The sequence below is a fragment of the Pseudoalteromonas piscicida genome, assembly GCF_000238315.3.
Lineage (GTDB): Bacteria > Pseudomonadota > Gammaproteobacteria > Enterobacterales > Alteromonadaceae > Pseudoalteromonas > Pseudoalteromonas piscicida.
In genome coordinates, this window is the sequence record NZ_CP011924.1 from 3,261,468 (window position 1) to 3,280,407 (window position 18,940).

General features: G+C 43.6%; 16 protein-coding genes. 3 read left to right on the plus strand and 13 right to left on the minus strand.

Annotated elements, in window-relative coordinates; all coding sequences use genetic code 11:
- Positions 1–45: 45 nt before the first annotated feature.
- From atpA to PPIS_RS14985, 12 genes are all read right to left on the minus strand, one after another.
- The gene (gene atpA / locus PPIS_RS14930; protein ID WP_010376884.1) at positions 46–1,587 is read right to left on the minus strand and encodes a F0F1 ATP synthase subunit alpha; all 1,542 of its coding nucleotides are present in this window, start codon (positions 1,585–1,587) and stop codon (positions 46–48) included.
- 14 nt (positions 1,588–1,601) lie between these two features.
- Complete coding sequence (gene atpH / locus PPIS_RS14935; protein WP_010376883.1) at positions 1,602–2,135, minus strand: F0F1 ATP synthase subunit delta; 534 nt, start codon at positions 2,133–2,135, stop codon at positions 1,602–1,604.
- Between the two features lie 16 nt (positions 2,136–2,151).
- Positions 2,152–2,622, minus strand: a complete 471-nt coding sequence (atpF, locus tag PPIS_RS14940; protein ID WP_010376882.1) for a F0F1 ATP synthase subunit B — start codon at positions 2,620–2,622, stop codon at positions 2,152–2,154.
- A gap of 49 nt (positions 2,623–2,671) precedes the next feature.
- Positions 2,672–2,905: a F0F1 ATP synthase subunit C gene (gene atpE / locus PPIS_RS14945; protein WP_010376881.1), complete on the minus strand. Its 234-nt coding sequence runs from the start codon at positions 2,903–2,905 to the stop codon at positions 2,672–2,674.
- Between the two features lie 78 nt (positions 2,906–2,983).
- Positions 2,984–3,841, minus strand: a complete 858-nt coding sequence (atpB, locus tag PPIS_RS14950) for a F0F1 ATP synthase subunit A (RefSeq protein WP_010376880.1) — start codon at positions 3,839–3,841, stop codon at positions 2,984–2,986.
- A 15-nt stretch (positions 3,842–3,856) separates the two neighbouring features.
- Entirely contained in the window at positions 3,857–4,237 is a 381-nt protein-coding gene (locus tag PPIS_RS14955; protein WP_010376879.1) for an ATP synthase subunit I, read from the minus strand.
- A 289-nt stretch (positions 4,238–4,526) separates the two neighbouring features.
- Entirely contained in the window at positions 4,527–5,465 is a 939-nt protein-coding gene (locus PPIS_RS14960; protein WP_010376878.1) for a ParB/RepB/Spo0J family partition protein, read from the minus strand.
- Between the two features lie 15 nt (positions 5,466–5,480).
- Positions 5,481–6,266, minus strand: coding sequence for a ParA family protein (locus PPIS_RS14965; protein ID WP_010376876.1), 786 nt, complete (start codon positions 6,264–6,266; stop codon positions 5,481–5,483).
- Between the two features lie 14 nt (positions 6,267–6,280).
- Positions 6,281–6,901, minus strand: a complete 621-nt coding sequence (rsmG, locus tag PPIS_RS14970; RefSeq protein WP_010376874.1) for a 16S rRNA (guanine(527)-N(7))-methyltransferase RsmG — start codon at positions 6,899–6,901, stop codon at positions 6,281–6,283.
- A gap of 15 nt (positions 6,902–6,916) precedes the next feature.
- Complete coding sequence (mnmG, locus tag PPIS_RS14975) at positions 6,917–8,806, minus strand: tRNA uridine-5-carboxymethylaminomethyl(34) synthesis enzyme MnmG (RefSeq protein WP_010376872.1); 1,890 nt, start codon at positions 8,804–8,806, stop codon at positions 6,917–6,919.
- Positions 8,807–9,228: 422 nt separating this feature from the next.
- Entirely contained in the window at positions 9,229–9,666 is a 438-nt protein-coding gene (gene mioC, locus PPIS_RS14980) for an FMN-binding protein MioC (RefSeq protein WP_010376870.1), read from the minus strand.
- Between the two features lie 409 nt (positions 9,667–10,075).
- Positions 10,076–10,873 carry an isocitrate lyase/PEP mutase family protein gene (locus PPIS_RS14985; protein ID WP_010376867.1) on the minus strand — a complete coding sequence of 266 codons (798 nt, stop codon included), beginning with the start codon at positions 10,871–10,873 and terminating at the stop codon, positions 10,076–10,078.
- A gap of 239 nt (positions 10,874–11,112) precedes the next feature.
- On the opposite strand from PPIS_RS14985, the gene PPIS_RS14990 reads away from it, so the two are divergent.
- Together PPIS_RS14990 and PPIS_RS14995 are read left to right on the plus strand one after the other, a co-directional pair.
- Complete coding sequence (locus PPIS_RS14990; protein ID WP_010376865.1) at positions 11,113–11,418, plus strand: hypothetical protein; 306 nt, start codon at positions 11,113–11,115, stop codon at positions 11,416–11,418.
- 127 nt (positions 11,419–11,545) lie between these two features.
- A complete protein-coding gene (locus PPIS_RS14995; protein WP_010376863.1) occupies positions 11,546–15,133 on the plus strand; it encodes a hypothetical protein in 3,588 nt (1,195 codons plus the stop codon).
- A 50-nt stretch (positions 15,134–15,183) separates the two neighbouring features.
- Here the strand turns inward: PPIS_RS14995 and mnmE are convergent, their stop codons facing one another.
- Positions 15,184–16,548: a tRNA uridine-5-carboxymethylaminomethyl(34) synthesis GTPase MnmE gene (gene mnmE / locus PPIS_RS15000; protein ID WP_010376862.1), complete on the minus strand. Its 1,365-nt coding sequence runs from the start codon at positions 16,546–16,548 to the stop codon at positions 15,184–15,186.
- Positions 16,549–16,759: 211 nt separating this feature from the next.
- On the opposite strand from mnmE, the gene PPIS_RS15005 reads away from it, so the two are divergent.
- Positions 16,760–18,940: a winged helix-turn-helix domain-containing protein gene (locus PPIS_RS15005; RefSeq protein WP_010376860.1), complete on the plus strand. Its 2,181-nt coding sequence runs from the start codon at positions 16,760–16,762 to the stop codon at positions 18,938–18,940.

Genomic DNA, 18,940 nt, shown 5'->3' on the forward strand with positions numbered 1-18,940 from the left:
TCTCCGAATCTCGGTGAGTAGTTACCTACTCACCTTAATAACACATTACCAAGTTTGCGTAGACTTGAACTTCTCAAGAAGCTCTTTAAGCTGCGCTTCGATCTCGGCGTTGTAGTTACCAGTTTCATTGATTTGAGCCATTAGCTCTGCGTACTCGCTCTTAGCAAATGCGATTAGGCTTGCTTCGAAATCAAGGATCTTGTTGATTTCGATATCTTTTAGGAAGCCTTTCTCTACTGCAAATAGCGATAATGACATATCAGCAACAGACATCGGTGCGTACTGTTTCTGCTTCATTAGCTCTGTTACACGCTCACCGTGTTCAAGCTGTGCACGTGTTGCATCATCAAGGTCAGAAGCGAACTGAGAGAACGCCGCTAGTTCACGGTACTGAGCTAGCGCTAGACGGATACCACCACCTAGTTTCTTAACAATCTTAGTTTGAGCTGCACCACCTACACGAGATACCGAGATACCAGCGTTAACCGCTGGACGGATACCTGCGTTGAACAAGTCAGTTTCTAAGAAGATCTGACCGTCAGTGATTGAGATAACGTTGGTAGGTACGAATGCAGAAACGTCACCACCTTGAGTTTCAATGATTGGCAATGCCGTCAATGAACCTGTTTTACCTTTTACTTCACCATTTGTGAACTTCTCAACGTAGTCAGCGTTTACACGTGACGCACGTTCTAGAAGACGTGAGTGAAGATAGAATACGTCACCTGGGTATGCTTCACGGCCTGGTGGACGCTTAAGTAGTAGTGAGATTTGACGGTAAGCAACAGCTTGCTTAGACAAATCATCATATACGATTAGTGCATCTTCACCGCGGTCACGGAAGTATTCACCCATAGTACAACCAGAGAACGGCGCTAGGAATTGTAGCGCTGCAGATTCTGATGCAGAAGCAACTACTACGATAGTGTTTGCAAGTGCACCGTGCTCTTCTAGTTTACGTACTACGTTAGCAATTGTTGACGCTTTTTGACCAACCGCTACGTACACACACTTAACGCCTGTGTCTTTTTGGTTGATGATAGCATCGATTGCTAATGCTGTTTTACCAGTCTGACGGTCACCGATCACAAGCTCACGCTGACCACGACCAACTGGGATCATCGCATCGATAGACTTATAACCAGTTTGTACTGGCTCATCTACTGATTGACGCTCGATTACGCCAGGTGCGATTTTTTCAACTGGTTCAAAACCATCGTTATCAACAGCGCCTTTACCGTCGATTGGCTCACCTAGCGTGTTAACAACACGACCTAGTAGACCACGGCCTACTGGTACTTCAAGGATACGACCCGTTGATTTAACTTTTACGCCTTCTTTAAGGTCAGCGTATGGACCCATTACTACAGCACCTACTGAGTCACGCTCAAGGTTTAGTGCGATAGCATAACGGTTGCCAGGAAGCTCGATCATCTCACCCTGCATACAGTCAGCAAGACCGTGGATGCGGATGATACCGTCGGTAACAGATACGATAGTACCTTCGTTACGCGCTTCACTTACAACTTCAAACTGCTCAATGCGTTGCTTGATCAGTGCAGAAATTTCTGTGGAATTAAGTTGCATGCTCTTTTTCCCAATTACGATTGTAGCGACGTCGCAAGACGATCTAACTTGCCGCGAACAGAACCGTCGATTACGGTGTCACCGGCTTTAATCACTAGGCCACTTACAATGGCTTCGTCGATGCTACAATTCAGCTTAACTTTGCGTGCGAAACGTTTCTCAAGTGCCGCGACCAATTTTGCTTGCGTATCATCTGCAAGCACTGTTGCTGAAACCACATCTACTTCGATTTCTTTGTCATAGTCTGCTTTAAATTCAGCAAACAATTCTGCAACAGCTGGAATGGCGGCTAAACGCTCATTTTCGGCCATCAGCTTGATAAGATTTTGACCTTGTTCGTTGAGTTGCTCAGCACATAACTTGATAATGATTTCAGACTGCTGTGATTCAGTAGCGATGCTACCAAGTAGCGTCTGAACCTGTTCGTCGCTGGTAACTTGACCAGCGAAGAACAGCATTTCATTCCAAGCTTCAACAGTGCCTTTTTCAACGGCAAGTTCAAAAGCCGCTTTAGCATATGGGCGAGCGATAGTAGTCAATTCAGACATGCTCATACCCTCCTACTTAAAGCTCAGCGACAAGTTTTTCAACGATGTCACTGTGTGTGGCTTGATTGATTTCACGCTCTAAAATCTTCTCAGCGCCTGCGATAGAAAGTGCAGCGACTTGCGAACGCAGCTCTTCTTTCACACGGTTGCGCTCAGACTCAATTTCAGAGTGTCCCTGAGCAATGATTTTTTCACGCTCTTGCTGACCACGAGTAGTCTCTTCGTCAACAATCAGCGCAGCACGCTTCTTAGCTTGTTCGATGATTTCAGCCGCTTGTGCTTTCGCTTCTTTCAGCTGTTCAGCACCTTGTGCACGTACGCGCTCAAGTTCTTTCTCAGCTTCATCAGATGCCGCTAAACCATCTTCGATTTTCTTCTGGCGAGCTTCAATCGCACCATTTAGTGGTGGCCATACGAACTTCATACAGAACCATACGAAGACCACAAATGCGATTAATTCACCTATTAGAGTGGCGTTTAAGTTCACGACCGCTCCTCCTTACTTGACAGTTGTTCGTTTCAGGTATTTTGCAATATTAAAGAGCGAACAACATGTACATAGCGATACCTACACCGATCATTGCAACGGCATCGATAAGACCAGCTAGGATGAACATTTTAACTTGTAGTGAAGGCGCAAGCTCAGGTTGACGAGCACATGCTTCTAGGAACTTACCACCCATGTTACCGAAGCCTAGTGCAGTACCGATAGCACCAAAACCGATTAGTAGTGCAACAGCGATAAGTTTAATAGCAACTGCGATTTCCATTTTTATCTCCAAAGTTTTAATAGTAAATTAAAGTTTAAGTTTAAATTTAAGTTGTAAAAATCTTTATTATTCAGCTGATTAGTGACTTTCTGTACTAGCCATGCTGAGGTAAACGATAGTCAGCATCATAAATACGAATGCTTGAAGTACGATTACCATAATGTGGAATACTGCCCACACGAAGTGCAGTGGTAACTGCATCAAACCAATTGCACCGATAAGGATGAAGATCATCTCACCTGCGTATAAGTTACCGAACAAACGTAGTGCTAGCGAGAACGGCTTAGCAACCAATGCGATTGTTTCAAGTAGTAAGTTAAACGGGATCAACACTGCCATCATTAGTTTGTTTTTAGAGCTAAATGGGTGCAATGTTAATTCTGCAATAAAGCCACCGATGCCTTTGATTTTAATTGAATAACCGATCATCAGAATAAACACGCCTAGCGCCAGTGCAGCTGTCATGTTTAAGTCTGTTGTAGGTACAATCTTCATGTACACATCGTGTGAATCCATACCAAATGCTTGTTCACCAACAAAGCCAGCAAATGCAGGTAGGAAGTCAACTGGAACTAAGTCCATCAAGTTCATTAGGAATACCCAAACGAAGATCGTTAGGGCTAAAGGTGCAACTAACTTGCTGTTACCATGATAAGTGTCACGTACGTTGGCACCAACGAACTCAACAACCATCTCGATAAAGCACTGGAATTTACCAGGAACACCTATAGTGGATTTTTTAGCGGCACTTCGGAAGATCCATAAAAATATCAGACCTAAACCGATTGACCATGCGAGGGTATCTACATGCCATGTCCAGAAACCACTATCCGCACATGCTTTGTTGAAGGCAAGACCGGCATCGGTCGAGCACATCTTGGCATTGGTCAAGTGGTGCTGAATATGGCTTGATAGAGTAACTTCTTCTGCAGCCATGTTTTATCCCAAAAGTTAATGATTAAAAAAAATCAGGACCAACCATTGTGTCAGCATCACGAGCATATACGCGCCAAAGAAAGGCAGCATCATTACTGAAAAATGCTTAAAAATCAGTGCAAAGAGCACAACAGTTAGCAAAAATTTTAATCCATTTCCTCGTTTTATCGAGGAATATACTTGATTTGCTTTGCTTGCACCCATAAATCGAAAGGCGTAAACAGCAAATACAAAATTAGGGAGTACCAACACAGCGCCGCCAGCTAATGCTGAAACTCCGGCTTGTACTCCCCAACCTATAAAAACGATTACTGCAGCGACTAATGCTACGATACCCTGAATCAAAACACCTTTTAATGCGGCTCGCCGATATGGGCGGGCTAACGAATGAGTCACTTTATATTAACCTTAATGACGTTAAATTTTATCAGGGTATGAAAACTGGCGAAATTATACTTGTTTCTGCTTAATTTGCAACTTGACGAGACGAAATGTGACGCTTTTTGGACGCCAAATAGGTCAAAATTTGTTAGGGAGGAAGGCTTAAATTAAAGCCTGTACAAGAGTGGCTATTTTTCCATCAAAGTTCTTCGTGTTCTCGCTATTTCGCAGCATATCGGAGAGGAAATAGCGGCGCAAAATAAAGCACCGCATTCACGTATTAGGCAATTAGTTAAGTCTACCGTTAGTCAGCTTCATTCATTTCAGGGTTAATCCGCCCCAAAATACCATCAAGCTCATCCAAACTAGCATAGGAAATAACCAGTTTACCTTTGCCTTTTTGGTTGTAGTTGATCTCAACTTTTGCGCCTAAGTTTTCCTGTAATTGCTGTTCAAGCAGCTTGACATCAGGATCTTTTTGCTTCGCTTCTTTTTTCTCAACAGGCTCTAAAATGGTGCGAACCAGTTTTTCGGTTTCTCTTACGGTTAATCCTTTGGCCACAGCAGTTCTTGCTGCTTCAGATTGCGCTTCACCAGTTAGGGCAAGTAAACAACGAGCATGGCCCATTTCTATGTCGCCATGTTCCAACAAGATTTTTACATCATCATTGAGATTGTTGAGACGAAGTAAATTGGTAACCGTCGTACGCGATTTACCAACCGCATCGGCAACTTGCTGATGCGTGAGTTCAAATTCATTTAGCAATCGATCTAGAGCAATTGCTTCTTCCATCGCATTGAGGTCTTCACGCTGAATGTTTTCAATAAGCGCAATCGCAACAGCCGCTTCATCCGGCACATCTTTGATTAAACAAGGAACGGTATCTTGCTTTGCCAGTTGTGCCGCACGCCAACGTCTCTCACCGGCAATAATTTCAAAGCTTTGCGTGGTAACTTTACGCACCACAATAGGCTGTAAAATCCCCTGTGAACGGATCGAACTCGCCAGTTCCTCAAGTGCCTGTTCAGACATATCTTTACGCGGTTGGTATTTACCCGGCTTTAGCCACTCAATAGGTAATCGTTGTAACTCTTGTTCAACCGCCGATTCGGCAGGTGCTTCACTGACTGTCACAACCGCTTCTTGTTGATTAGGCACTGGTGCCGCAGCACTTGGATTAGGTTTAGCTGAGCTGAGTAGGGCATCCAACCCTCGGCCTAAACCACGTTTTTTAACCGACATGTTCTTTTTATCCTCTTAGGCAACCGCAGCCGCTTGCTTTTCTTTGCGTCTTAGCATTTCACCCGCTAGCGCTAGATAAGCTTTCGCACCGCTTGATGCTCTATCATAATACATCGCAGGCGCTCCAAAACTTGGCGCCTCCGCTAATCGCACATTACGAGGGATCACAGTCCGGTACACTTTATCGCCAAAGTGTTGTTTTAACTGCTCAGATACGTCGTTAGCTAGACGATTACGCGGGTCGTACATAGTGCGCAAAATGCCTTCAATTTGCAATCCTGGATTCACCAACTTGCCGAGTTGGGTAATGGTGTCCATTAAAGCTGTTAATCCCTCCAGTGCATAATATTCACACTGCATCGGAACTAAAACCGCATCGGCGGCAGCCATGGCATTTACCGTTAGCATATTTAATGAAGGTGGACAGTCGATGAATATATACTCATATTTATCTTTTATTGTCTCAAGGGCGTTGCGTAGTCTCACTTCGCGCGCAAACAACTCCATCAGTTTGACTTCTGCCGCGGTTACATCTCCATTGGCTGCGATCAAATGATACTCACCACTGGTTTCCGTGGTGATCACTTGATCCATTGGCGCTTCTTCGATCAACAGATCATAAACCGTAGCGACATCGGCGTATTTATCAACGCCACTGCCCATGGTTGCATTGCCTTGGGGATCGAGATCGATCAACAGAACTTTACGTTTAGTCGCCGCCATGGACGCGGCTAAATTCACCGCAGTGGTTGTTTTACCAACACCACCTTTTTGGTTTGCTATTGCAATGACTCTTGCCACATTGTCCTCGACAATTAATCTTTAGAAAGAATGATTAAATGGCGCTCACCTTCAAGCTTGGGCACCACTAAACTAATATCTTGCGATAAACTCACGCCGTTTGGTAGTTGTTCTAGCTCATCCGCAGGGTATTGGCCCTTTAGTGCTAAGAATACACCTTGGTTATCGATTAAATGTGAACACCACTGGATCATATCTTGTAGTGATGCAAAAGCACGGCTGAGTACACCGTCTAATTTAACACTTGGCTGATATTCTTCAACTCGAGACTGCACTGGGGTAACATTCTCAATGCCAAGCCCATGTTTTACCTGCATTAAAAATCGAACTCTTTTACCAAGGCTATCAAGAAGAACAAAATTGATGTCCGGTCTAGCTATCGCTAAAACCATACCCGGTAAACCCGGTCCAGTACCAACATCAATATAGTTACTGCCCGTTAGGTGTGGCGCAACAACCAAAGAATCCATGATGTGTTTAACCATCATTTCTTTTGGGTCACGAACGGAAGTGAGGTTGTAGGCTTTGTTCCATTTATCCAGCAGCTGGACATATTCGACCAACTGCTGCTTTTGTTGTTCGCTGAGCTCGATTGAGGTATCAGCGAGTAATTCATTCAATTGTTCTAATAACACAGTGTTCCACTGCTATTACGCCGACTTACGTAATAGCCCTTGCTTTTTCAGATACACTAATAATAGCGAAATAGCAGCAGGGGTGATACCAGAAATACGTGAAGCTTGGCCAATCGTTTGTGGACGAGCATCACTTAGCTTTGCAACAACCTCATTTGACAAGCCGCTTACCTGGCTATAATTAAACTCAGCAGGCAGTAATGTCTCTTCATGACGAAGTTGCTTATTAATCTCATCTTGTTGACGGGCAATGTAACCGGCATACTTAGTTTGGATCTCAACTTGTTCAAGGGCTGGAATATTATCAAACTCAGATCCTAATCCTTCAATTGCCATCAGGTCGTGATAATTAACCTCTGGACGGCGGATCAGATCTTCAAGACTGGCTTCACGTACCAGTGGTTTTTTCAATAATCCATTTACCGCTTCAAGTGCAGGGTGATCTTTATGGATCCAAGTATTACGTAGACGCTGTGCTTCTTGTTCCATAACTTCAAGCTTGTCGTTGTATGCAGCCCAGCGTTCATCGTCAACTAAACCTAATTCGCGACCTTTTTCCGTTAGACGTAAATCCGCATTGTCCTCACGCAGTAACAAACGGTATTCAGCACGCGAGGTAAACATACGATAAGGTTCTTTTGTACCAAGCGTTGCTAAGTCGTCAATCAACACACCGGCATAAGCTTCATCACGGCGCGGTGTCCATGCTTCACGGCCTTGAACTTGAAGGGCTGCGTTCATACCCGCAATCAACCCTTGGGCACCAGCTTCTTCATAACCGGTTGTACCGTTTATTTGACCTGCAAAGAATAAGCCATTGATAAACTTAGTCTCTAATGATTGTTTAAGGTCACGAGGATCGAAGAAGTCGTACTCAATTGCATAACCTGGACGACAAATATGCGCATTCTCAAAGCCTTTAATAGAACGCACGATCTCCAGTTGGATATCAAATGGTAAGCTGGTGGAGATACCATTTGGATACAGCTCGTATGACGTTAAGCCTTCAGGTTCTACGAAGATCTGATGCTTTTCTTTATCAGCAAAACGCACAATTTTATCTTCGATAGAAGGGCAGTAACGTGGACCAATTCCCTCAATCACGCCAGCATACATCGGCGAACGATGTAAGTTATTGCGGATCACATCATGGGTTTTTTCATTGGTATAGGTGATATAACAAGGGATCTGCTTTGGATGATCAGACACTTTGCCCATAAACGAGAAAACCGGAGTAGGGGTATCACCTGGTTGCTCTTGCATCACTGAAAAATCAACCGTTCTTGCATCGATACGTGGTGGCGTACCCGTTTTTAGACGATCAACTCGAAAAGGCATTTCACGTAAACGCTCAGCCAAGGCAATAGAAGGAGGATCGCCAGCACGGCCGCCTTTAAAGTTTTCTAAACCAATATGGATCTGGCCACCCAAGAAAGTACCAACCGTTAGCACTACTGAAGAAGCACTAAAGCGTAAACCCATTTGAGTTACGACACCTTTGACCTGATCGCCTTCAACAATCAGATCATCACAAGATTGTTGGAAGATCTTTAAGTTTTCTTGATGTTGCAAAATGTCTTGGATCGCAGCTTTATACAATGCGCGATCTGCTTGGGCACGAGTCGCTCGTACCGCAGGGCCTTTCGATGAATTAAGCGTTCTAAATTGGATCCCACCTTTGTCGATTGCTTTGGCTATTGCACCACCAAGCGCATCGATCTCTTTAACCAAATGACCTTTACCAATCCCACCAATAGCTGGGTTACACGACATTTGGCCTAAGGTATCCATATTGTGTGTTAACAATAAGGTATTCATACCCATACGTGCAGCTGCAAGTGCAGCTTCAGTGCCTGCGTGTCCACCACCAACAACGATGACATCAAAATGTTCATGATAAATCATTTACGGGATCCTACTTAAAACAACCGAGCAAATTTAGAAAGGATGCGTATTCTACCTAGAATTAACCAGAAGTGAAATGGTTAAACTTTGCACAACGCAAAAAAGAGATCACTTAAAATATATAAGGATCTTTTTAAAGATCTTTATTGATCTTACTACTACTGATCCTTTGATCTGTGAATAGTTTTGTATTCCTGTTTAGATCCAACTACTTAACTAAGATCAATTGGTGTGAATTAGATCGGATCAATGGGCTTAAAACCTTTGATCAACTAGCCACTTTATTCACAGGGCTAGATCTGAATTATTTTATCCAATGGATAAGTAAGCGTAGATCAGCAGTTAGATCATAGGTTATCCACAATACGATCTAAAATAGTCTGAATTTGTGAATAACTTCTGTGTATTTCAATATCGCGCTGTTAAGCGACACATTCAACAAACTTAGGTAACCAAGCAATAGCGGTATCTTCTGGTAGATCTGGGTGTAAAACATCGATCTTTTCTATGTCTAACAGCTGTATTGCACCTTTTTCTTTAAGTAGATCAGCAAGATTAATAGCTGCATGATTAAAGGTGTCGTAACTTGAATCACCAATTCCCACTACCGCAAAGCGTAACTGGCTTAGATCCGAGCTCGCTTTTAGTGCTGATATAAAAGGTAATAAGTTTTCTGGATAGTCACCGGCCCCATAGGTTGATGTCACCACCAGCCAAAGTGCTTGCTGACAAGCTTCAAGCTCGGGTTTTTCATGCAAATTCACGGTATAACCTTGAGATTCAAGCGATTCCATTAGCTGTTCAGCAACGTATTCTGCTGATCCCATTTGGCTGCCTACAATAAGATCTAAAGTTTGCATTGTTACCCTTACCTAAGTCGTATTGCGCGCCATCTTAGCGTTTAACGTGAATATGTAAAGAGGGCTTTGAAGTAATTGGATAAAAATATTTGCACAAATAGTGTGTGATTTTTAATTTTTTTATTTATCCACATGAAATAAAAAGGAAAAATAAAATATTCCTAAGCTTAACTCGGTGATTTATTTGTGGATAATCTATGGGATAGCTGAGCCTAAAAATACTTTTATAAGCCAACGCTCATGCTTGAAACGGTAAGAACTCCGCTGTTTTTGAACAAATTTTGAGGTTGTGGATGAGATGTTGTGGATAACGATCTAAAAGCTGGAAGTCGATCCAGACTTTTAGATCTATATAGTTAGTTCCATATAATAAAAGAATCTAAAAAAACGGTCAGATCTTGTGAATTATTTAGTTTGACAGCCAAGTTGCGCGGACTGATTGCTCAAATAAGAAGTCTACAGTATGTTCTTCGAGCAGCCTTCTGGTGGCTGATTCTTGTAGTGCTATCACATGATCGCTGAGAGCGTTACCCGATGAGATACGTTTGACTCCTAACTCTGCTAACGCCTGTTTATCACTAAATCCGGGCAACAGCATTATATTGACTGGAATTGAAAGCAGGGCTGTTAGGCGTTTTATCATGGTGGTGTCGGTTAAAGCAGGAATAAAAAAGCCATCGCAACCAGCTGCTTGATAGGCGAGTGCACGCTCATGCAGCGCCGCTTCCGTCCATTGTGGTTGTAAGCAAAGATCACAACGGGCATTAATAAAGAAATGATCGAAACCATTATGACGTAAAGCTTGTTTGATTGCCTGCAATAATGCTTGGTGTGCCTTTATATCGCGTAAGCTGCTCTGGTGACTGGGTTTGTCTTCAATATTGATACCTGCAACGCCAAGGTCGGCCAATTGGATAATATGTTTGATGATCTGATTTTGATCCGCGCTGTAGCCTGCCTCAATATCAACACTTAATGGAATAGTGATCACCTTAAGGATGGCACTTACTGTTTGTAGTACACGGTCAAATGTGAGTTGTTCTCCATCTTTGTAGCCCTGATGATTAGACATACCCCAGCTTGTTGTCGCAACGGCCTGACCACCAGCCTGTTCGATGATAAGCGCTGATGATGGATCCCAGCAGTTAGCTAGAAAAAGCGGGGCTGATTGTTGGTGTAGTGCATTGAAAGTTGTAGATAGAGCCATTTTATTTCTCCTAAGTTGAAGTGCTTAGGATACGCAGTGTAGGGATGTTGGACTGGCCAGATTTAGCACTTAACGTGAATGGGTAGATTTGTGGTTATCGCTCAGATCCTGCTTGTAGGCTTGCTAATATTTACTTTTTATTAATATTTATCAAAAGCTTAACGATGAGTTTGATATTGACCTAGTTACATGGATTCGAAATAATAGTGTCGATATTAAGGAACTACAAAAGGTAAAACATGGATAAGGATCTGCACATTAGTGCTGCTGAAAATTGGTACTCATTTCGTATTAATGCATCTGGAGAGTTGGAATTTAAACGCGTTGCACTGTGGGCTGCTGATAAACAGGGTTCAGTAAGAGGGCTAGTCTCTGGTACTGCCAACAAAAAATTCGCCAACTATTTATACAATGCGCCATACGCACACGGTGGTTATATTCATTGGGATGATATGACACCCGATCAACAGAAAAAAGCAAAGCAGGACTCTCAAATAGATATCGACAGGTTAAAGGAGCTGCAAGCTGAGGATGCTAACGCGTAGCTGCCACTCGCTGTGTTTAGCATTTACTTGAAATTGCCGCAGTTCTCAAAGCTGCGCTTCATTATCTTTTTCTACTCTATAGCCCGATTGGTGCGGCTATACGTCAAATTCAATTAGAAATAACGACATGAACCAATTCGATAAAAACCAGATAATCACGCTGGATATCCAAAACCCGCAACAAATAGAATTAGCATTAGCTCAGTATAAGGCTTTGTTGGACAGCGATAAGGCCTGTTTTAATAGCCAGTTTGATGTTGAGTTTAAGCAACTTGACGAAGAGGGGATACGCCGTTTGCAACCGCAAGATAGTGGCAACAACCTAAAGTTGCTTCAATCTGCATTAGATTTAGGCCAAGAAGGCGGTGCTCACCACTATGACCACATCATACTTGATGACACCGAAAGCTATATTTCTGAGGTCATTTTATTTGCAGCAGCGCTGCAATACCCTGAGATCAAACAAGCCGTTGTAGAAACAGCCAAGGCAATAGTGGCCTATAGTCGACGCCAAAATGACACCGATGAAATGTGGCTTGATGATATACGGGTATTTGGCGTTGAAGCTTTGTATATGCTTGCAAAGACGGATATACAGTGCGCCTATTTGCTAGCACAATACTTTGTGCCTTATTGGGATGATGAACATGCCTGCGGCTATGAAAGCTATTTAAGTTCGTTGCTACACGAGCATGGTTGGCATCGTGAAATGATCAAAGCGTTTATCTGGTGTGACAACGATAACTTTAGATCTGGCATGTTCAAAAATGATCAATACAGTGAAGAATGTGACTACCAGCCGCTTGGGGAATATTTACGCGAAAATCCTGAGAGTTATGAGCAGTTTAAAGCATTAGTCATTGCACGTTTTCAAGCTGAACCGGTATTACTTGCCCATGTCGATACCATGTGTGATGAGGATGAAGAAGAAGACCTTAGTGGTCATCAGCCTGTGATCTCTTTGTATCAATCGCTATTCCCCCATAGCTGTTTTTATGACGATGAAGAGGCCAAAGACAGCTTTATGGCAATGTCATTTTTTGGCAGTACTCTCGAAAATGAAGCATATGATTTACAGCAAAAAGTCCAATCAGAGGTTGCAGGCCCATTAGTTAAAATTGCACAGAGTGCCACTGCTGCTCGTGCAAGCTATCGCGCTTATCTTGCTAGAGATGAGCGTAAATATGAGCTTAACTATGGTACTAATTTGTTGAAACCTTTAGTGCTGGCTATGCCCCAGGGCCAATTATTATGGCGCTATATTGAAACTGGGGAACCACAAACCGTATTAGAAACAGTCTGTGAAGTAGATGTGCTTGAATTAGCGAAACTGCATGCCAGTGACATGGCAGAGCACCTTATTGATCAATTGAATAGTTTTGAGCGTAATAATCAAGGCATATCTGGGGAGCTGGAGTCGGTGCTCAGCCTTGTGCGAGGCGACCTACTTACTGATCATTTCAGTGAAGAAGCTGAATATACACAACCCAATGGCATGGTGTTGACGCTTGCGGTACGCAAAGATGCAGAAAACAACTTACTACAAGCTCGTGCTGAGCAGTACCTTCGCGTGATTGATGTATTTTACCATGCCCTAGGCAAGCGTGAGTTTAGCAAATATATGATGGCATCACTTACCGAAGGGGATGAAGCACTACTCTCCAGAGAAGCCTACTATCAGCGCTACACTCAACTCTCCGTGTCTGATATCAAGAGCGCGGCTGAAAGTGCCAACGCCAAAAATATCCAGTCGATATTTCGTCACTTTACTAACCCAGATGAATTACTTTGTCGCAAGCATCTTAAGTTGGTAGATGAGCACTTTCGCTCATCGCGTGCGCTATGCCACCCAGAGCAATGGCCGCAATTGGATATGGGATTAATTACACTGGCCAGCTATCACCTGCACAGTGATTATAATCAGCATATTGGCGACGATATTACTGAGGCACTAGCAAATTATCTTAACGACAATCATATTTGGCAACTCGCTGCCCAACACATAATTCAGAAATGTCATAAAAAGTCCGACCATTATAACCCTGATAATTTAGGATTGTCCGAGGCACAAATAACTCGGATCTGTGATTACTTTACTGCAGACACGCCGCAAGAAGATTTAAGCAGTTTATTGGCATTAGTGCAGCCGCAGTTATATCGAGATGAATGTTGTCGCGGCGATCTTTACCTAAACAAGTTTAGTGAAAAGCAACCGAGCTATCAGCTTTTTAAAGATCATGATGATGATTTCCAACGCTTTACCCTAACGGCATTTTGGTTGCGACAGCTACCTTTCCCCCAGCAAAATAAAGCAGATCGTTTGTGGCAATTTATTATTGCACTTGCGCCAGTTAGGGCTGCACGCAACGTGCTTCGTGCTTATTCTGATGATCATTGGAGCATAGAGTTTGACACTATACTCGATGAAATTGAGGTCTACGAACAGTTAAGTAAAGCTGGAATAGATGGCGGTATACTGAATGCCTATGAAATGAGCAACCAACGTTATAACTCCGAACGCTACTTGAATTGGATAGAGATTTACAGCGAAATAGCCAGTGATGATAACAGCATGTTTGGCAGCACGGGACGTAACAAAGCCAAGGCCATGGAGCAGGGACTCGCGTATATCAATGAGCGCACGAAAGTTGACTTTTTACATCATGTATCGCTTAAACACCCGGAAGTTGAGCTTGATTTCAGCCATGATTTGCAGCGCGCGATTGATATTTTTGTGCAATTAAACCTGCACTCTTGGGAGCATGCGTTAGCACAGGAATTAGGTAGGGATTGTCTATATTTCGGTGAAGGTGAAAAGTTACCAAAGAAGCTGCATAAAGCCATTGTAGCGGATAGCCTCTCAATACACGATAAGCCTTGCCATGTTGATGGTCGAAGTTGGGAAGCGTGCACTGTATTACAACAGCAAGGAGACAATTACGTTATTGTGATGGCCGATCATGAGGTGTCGTTTGCTTGGTATGAAGAAAGGCTGCCATCGGGGCCATTACTGATATTTTCAGAACAGCTTGAGCGTGCGGCTATTATAAAACGCGTGGCTGAACTGCAAGTGCAATCCAATCGCATTAAAGCGATTGTTGAGCAAACGATGGCTTATCTACATAACGAAGTCGAGTTTGATGTCATGGCTGCGCTGTTTAAAGGGCAAATCTCCACCGAGTTTATGCGTATCGATACCGATGAATATCAAATGTATAGTCTCCGTCAGTTTGTGTGGATGTTAGATGCTAAGCGTCGCAACAAATTGGTACGTCTGCTTCTTAATCATGACTATCGGGGCTTTAAATTAATTGAAGCGCAAATGGAACAACCTTGGCTGTTACATCAACTGGCACACAATGAGATAGATTTTGAAACTTACCTATCAAAAAGTGGGGAATATGAAGGCGAAGCGTCCGAAACCGGGATGGCATTTTTGCTCACCTGGTTATTTGATATCGGCGTTAAACCCGAACATTTGGTGCTGTTTTGTATTAAGCGCAGTCACTTTGACGTATGTCGTGAATTTATCGTGGCACATGCCCGTGGCCAATATGGCTGTTTTAAACAGAGTTTGAGCTATTTATATGCTGATCGCCGCGCTGAACTTCCCGAAATATTCAGCCAAGCAGCAGACGCTGAAGCATTGCTAGCCCCATTAAGAAAAGACAAATCTCGCAAGGTAAAAGAAGCGGTAAACCAATACGCTGGTTAGTGTGTAGTCATACGCCCAAAAAAGGGCGTATGACTACTCAGATATTTGGGTTATTTACCGATACAAAATGAGCTAAAGATTTTGCCAAGCAAGTCGTCGGAGGTGAATTCACCGGTGATCTCATTGAGGTATTGCTGGGTAAGGCGTAGCTCTTCTGCCAAAATTTCACCGGCAATATGCATTTCTAGCTGAGTTTGACCTATTTCTAGGTGCTCAGCAGCGTGCTCTAGGGCGTCTAAGTGACGACGGCGAGCCATAAAGCCACCTTCAGTTGCACCAGTAAATCCAATACAGGCTTTTAGGTGTTCCCTCAATAAATCAATGCCTTGAATGTCTTTAGCACTTAGACGGATAAGGGTATGGCCATCACTCGTTGTTGCGCCAACGGCTTCACCGCTTAAATCGACTTTATTGCGGATCACGGTAATTTCCATGCCTTGTGGTAACTGCTCGATAAAATCAGGCCAGATCTTCGCAGGATCGGTTTCTTGGGTTTCGGTGCCATCCACCATAAATAGTACGTGATCGGCACCGAGGATCTCTTCCCAAGCACGCTCAATACCTATTTGTTCTACTTTGTCTGGACTATCACGAAGTCCTGCCGTGTCGATAATATGAAGCGGCATGCCATCAATATGAATATGCTCACGTAGTACGTCTCGTGTGGTACCTGCGATGTCTGTAACAATCGCGGCTTCACGGCCCGCTAAGGCGTTAAGTAGCGACGATTTACCTGCGTTAGGGCGGCCAGCAATCACCACGCGCATGCCTTCACGCATGATGCTGCCTTGTTTGGCTTGTTTACGCACTTCTGCGAGTTGCTGAATAATGGCTTCTAGGTCACCCGAGACTTTACCATCGGAAAGAAAGTCGATTTCTTCATCGGGGAAATCTATTGCGGCTTCTACGTACATGCGCAGATGAATTACTTTCTCAACCAAAGTATTGATATGTTTAGAAAAGTCACCTTGTAGTGAATGTAGCGCACTTTTTGCAGCTTGCTCGCTGGTGGCGTTGATCAAGTCTGCGATAGCTTCTGCTTGCGTTAAGTCTAGCTTGTCGTTCATAAAAGCACGTTCTGAGAACTCCCCAGGCTTTGCCAAGCGCACTTGTTCAATTTGGCTGATTTCCTTTAACAGCATATCAAGTACCACGGGGCCACCGTGGCCTTGTAACTCAAGGACATCTTCACCAGTGAATGAGTTTGGCCCTTGGAAGAACAATGCGATACCTTGATCTAGCTGTTCACCTGCTAGGGTATTAAATGGCAGGTATTCGGCATAGCGAGTTTTTGGGCATTTACCTAAGATTAGCTCTGCGACCTCTCGGGCTTTACTGCCTGAAACTCGAATGATACCAACGCCACCGCGACCCGGTGCGGTAGCCTGTGCTGCTATGGTGTCTTGTGCGATCATGATGACTCTTTAGACTGTCTGGTTAATAGCCATAATTGTACAGCAATTGATATATCTCAGGTATAGCTGGTGGGTAATATCTAAGTCTGCTCATTGCGTTTTGGGTGGTTGATGACCTTAATGATACGGTTATGCGCTTTTGTCAGGTATAATTATGGTCACAGTTTTTACTGTTCTTACTAGCAAAGGTTGTATAAGGGAAACTAACGCTGTGCTGCACTTTCTTCAATACCGCTTCGATCCAAATGTCTCGTGTTTATATCGTGATGCTGAGCAAGTGCCACTTAGGCCGAGAGTCGCGCAGCTGTTGGCTTATTTTTTAGCCCATCCAAATCAAATTGTTACACGTGAAACATTGCTCAGCACATTGTGGCAACACGGTGAGTTTAGAGAAGCTGCACTAACACAAAGTATCACTGAGCTAAGACAAGCCCTCAAAGATAACGCCCAGCAACCCACATTTATTAAAACCATACCGCAGCAAGGTTATCAGTGGATTTGTCCTGTTGAGAGCCGCACATTTAGCACATTCAAACTCACTACAACAATGAAAGCGATGTTTGTCGTTGGCGCTGTCGCGTTAAGTGGAGTAGCCGCGAGTGTTTACCTCGTTTCTAGCTCAGCACCCGTTGTCACTCGTGTTAAAGCTGAACAAGACTCGTTAATCATTGTGCCTATGGTGAATGAGACGGGTGTGCAAGCCAATGCGTGGTGGGGTTATGCGCTTGAAGCGGCATTGAGACAACATTTACAGTCTCATTATCAATTAGTACCGCGAAGCCAATATCCTGAGCTTGCAGAGAATAGTGCGATTAAACAGCTCACGCTTTCACTAAAGCCGATACAACAGCGTTTTTTACTCAGTGTTACTTATGGAGATACGCAAAGCGAGATAATTGTTGAACAGTTAGATGAGAGCTTTGAAGCGATTGCAACAGAGGTTATTGCGCAGTTAGCGCTAGGTGTTGACACTAAAACCGCCAAAAAATCATCCTTAAATCTAGCAATGAATGACTATTACCGCGGTGTACAAGCATTAAATGAACAGGGACCTCAACTGGCAAAGGCATATTTTGAGGCGGCTGTGGCACAAATGCCAGAACATCTAGAAAGTCAGTTGGAGCTTGCGCAAATTTGTTGGCAGCTCGGTGATATTGATTCTGCCACACGTCGATTCGAACAGATTTCACTAAGTTCAGCTTCAACCGCAACTCGTGCTCGCTACCACCTCTATTACGGAGAGTTTTTCAAGGCACAAGGCTTACATCAGCAAGCGTTGCAGCAAGCTCAGCTTGCCCTCGATGCTGCTGAGCAAAGCCAGCAAGTTGAATTGATTGCGATGGCATATCAACTCAAAGCGGATGCTTTTTGGGTGTTACAACGTTGGGATGAATACCAGCAAGCGATGAGCTCAGCGCATGTTTTGATAGGCAGTCGCTCGTTTGCCTATAGCGAAGCACAGCGGAGTTTCTATCTTGCCAATCCACCAGCGGCTGGTCCCGCTGAGAAAACGTTACTAAACTTAGAGAAGAGTAAACCTGTGCTCGCGCAAGCCATTGCCTATTATGAGCAAACAGAGCAGACCATGAATCTAATAAAAGCTTTGTTTGCTTATGGTCAAAATTACTTAGTGCCAGTGGTTGAAAGTGAGCCTAGTTTATTAAAAGCCCTCGCTTTAGCTCAGAAAAATGGTTATCACTATTTAGAAAAGCAAATACTCACTTACCTAGGATTCTACTATATTCAGCTACATCAGGGAGAAAAGGCGCTACGGTATTTAAATGAGATTAACGGCGAGCCGCGTTTTATTCCAAGTTATGAGCAACAGCAATTACTGATTGGCATGGCGCATATGGATATCGCATTGCAAACGGGTGATGCGGATGCAATGCAAAGTGCAATTACGCAATATCGAATGCTGTTAGAAAGCGATTATATTTCTTCGGTGACGCGTGCCAACGTTAAATTGTTACTGGGTTGGACCTGGATCAAAGCGGGCAAGCTCGAATTTGCAGAGCAGTTGACGATTGATGCAATGCACGATTATCAAATGTTACAGCTACAAGAAGTTGAGACCTATGCGCTCTATACGCAAATGTATATCCACCTTTTGAGAAACGAGCCTCAACAAGCGCTTGAGATCATTACTGCACATCAACATACCAATTCATATCTTTTGTTGCTTTACGGTGTTGTTGCGGCTGATATGTTAAAAGAAGAAGCGTTGCAAAAACGCTTTTCAGATAAATTGGCCGGGCTTGAAAATAGCCAATTATTACAGCAACAGTTGCTGCAAATACGCCAGCAAAGCAACATCGATAAGCGCTTTATTGCTGAGCTTATCGATGCCCCTTACAGCGTCTATTGTCAGAGTAAATGGACGATAAATTAG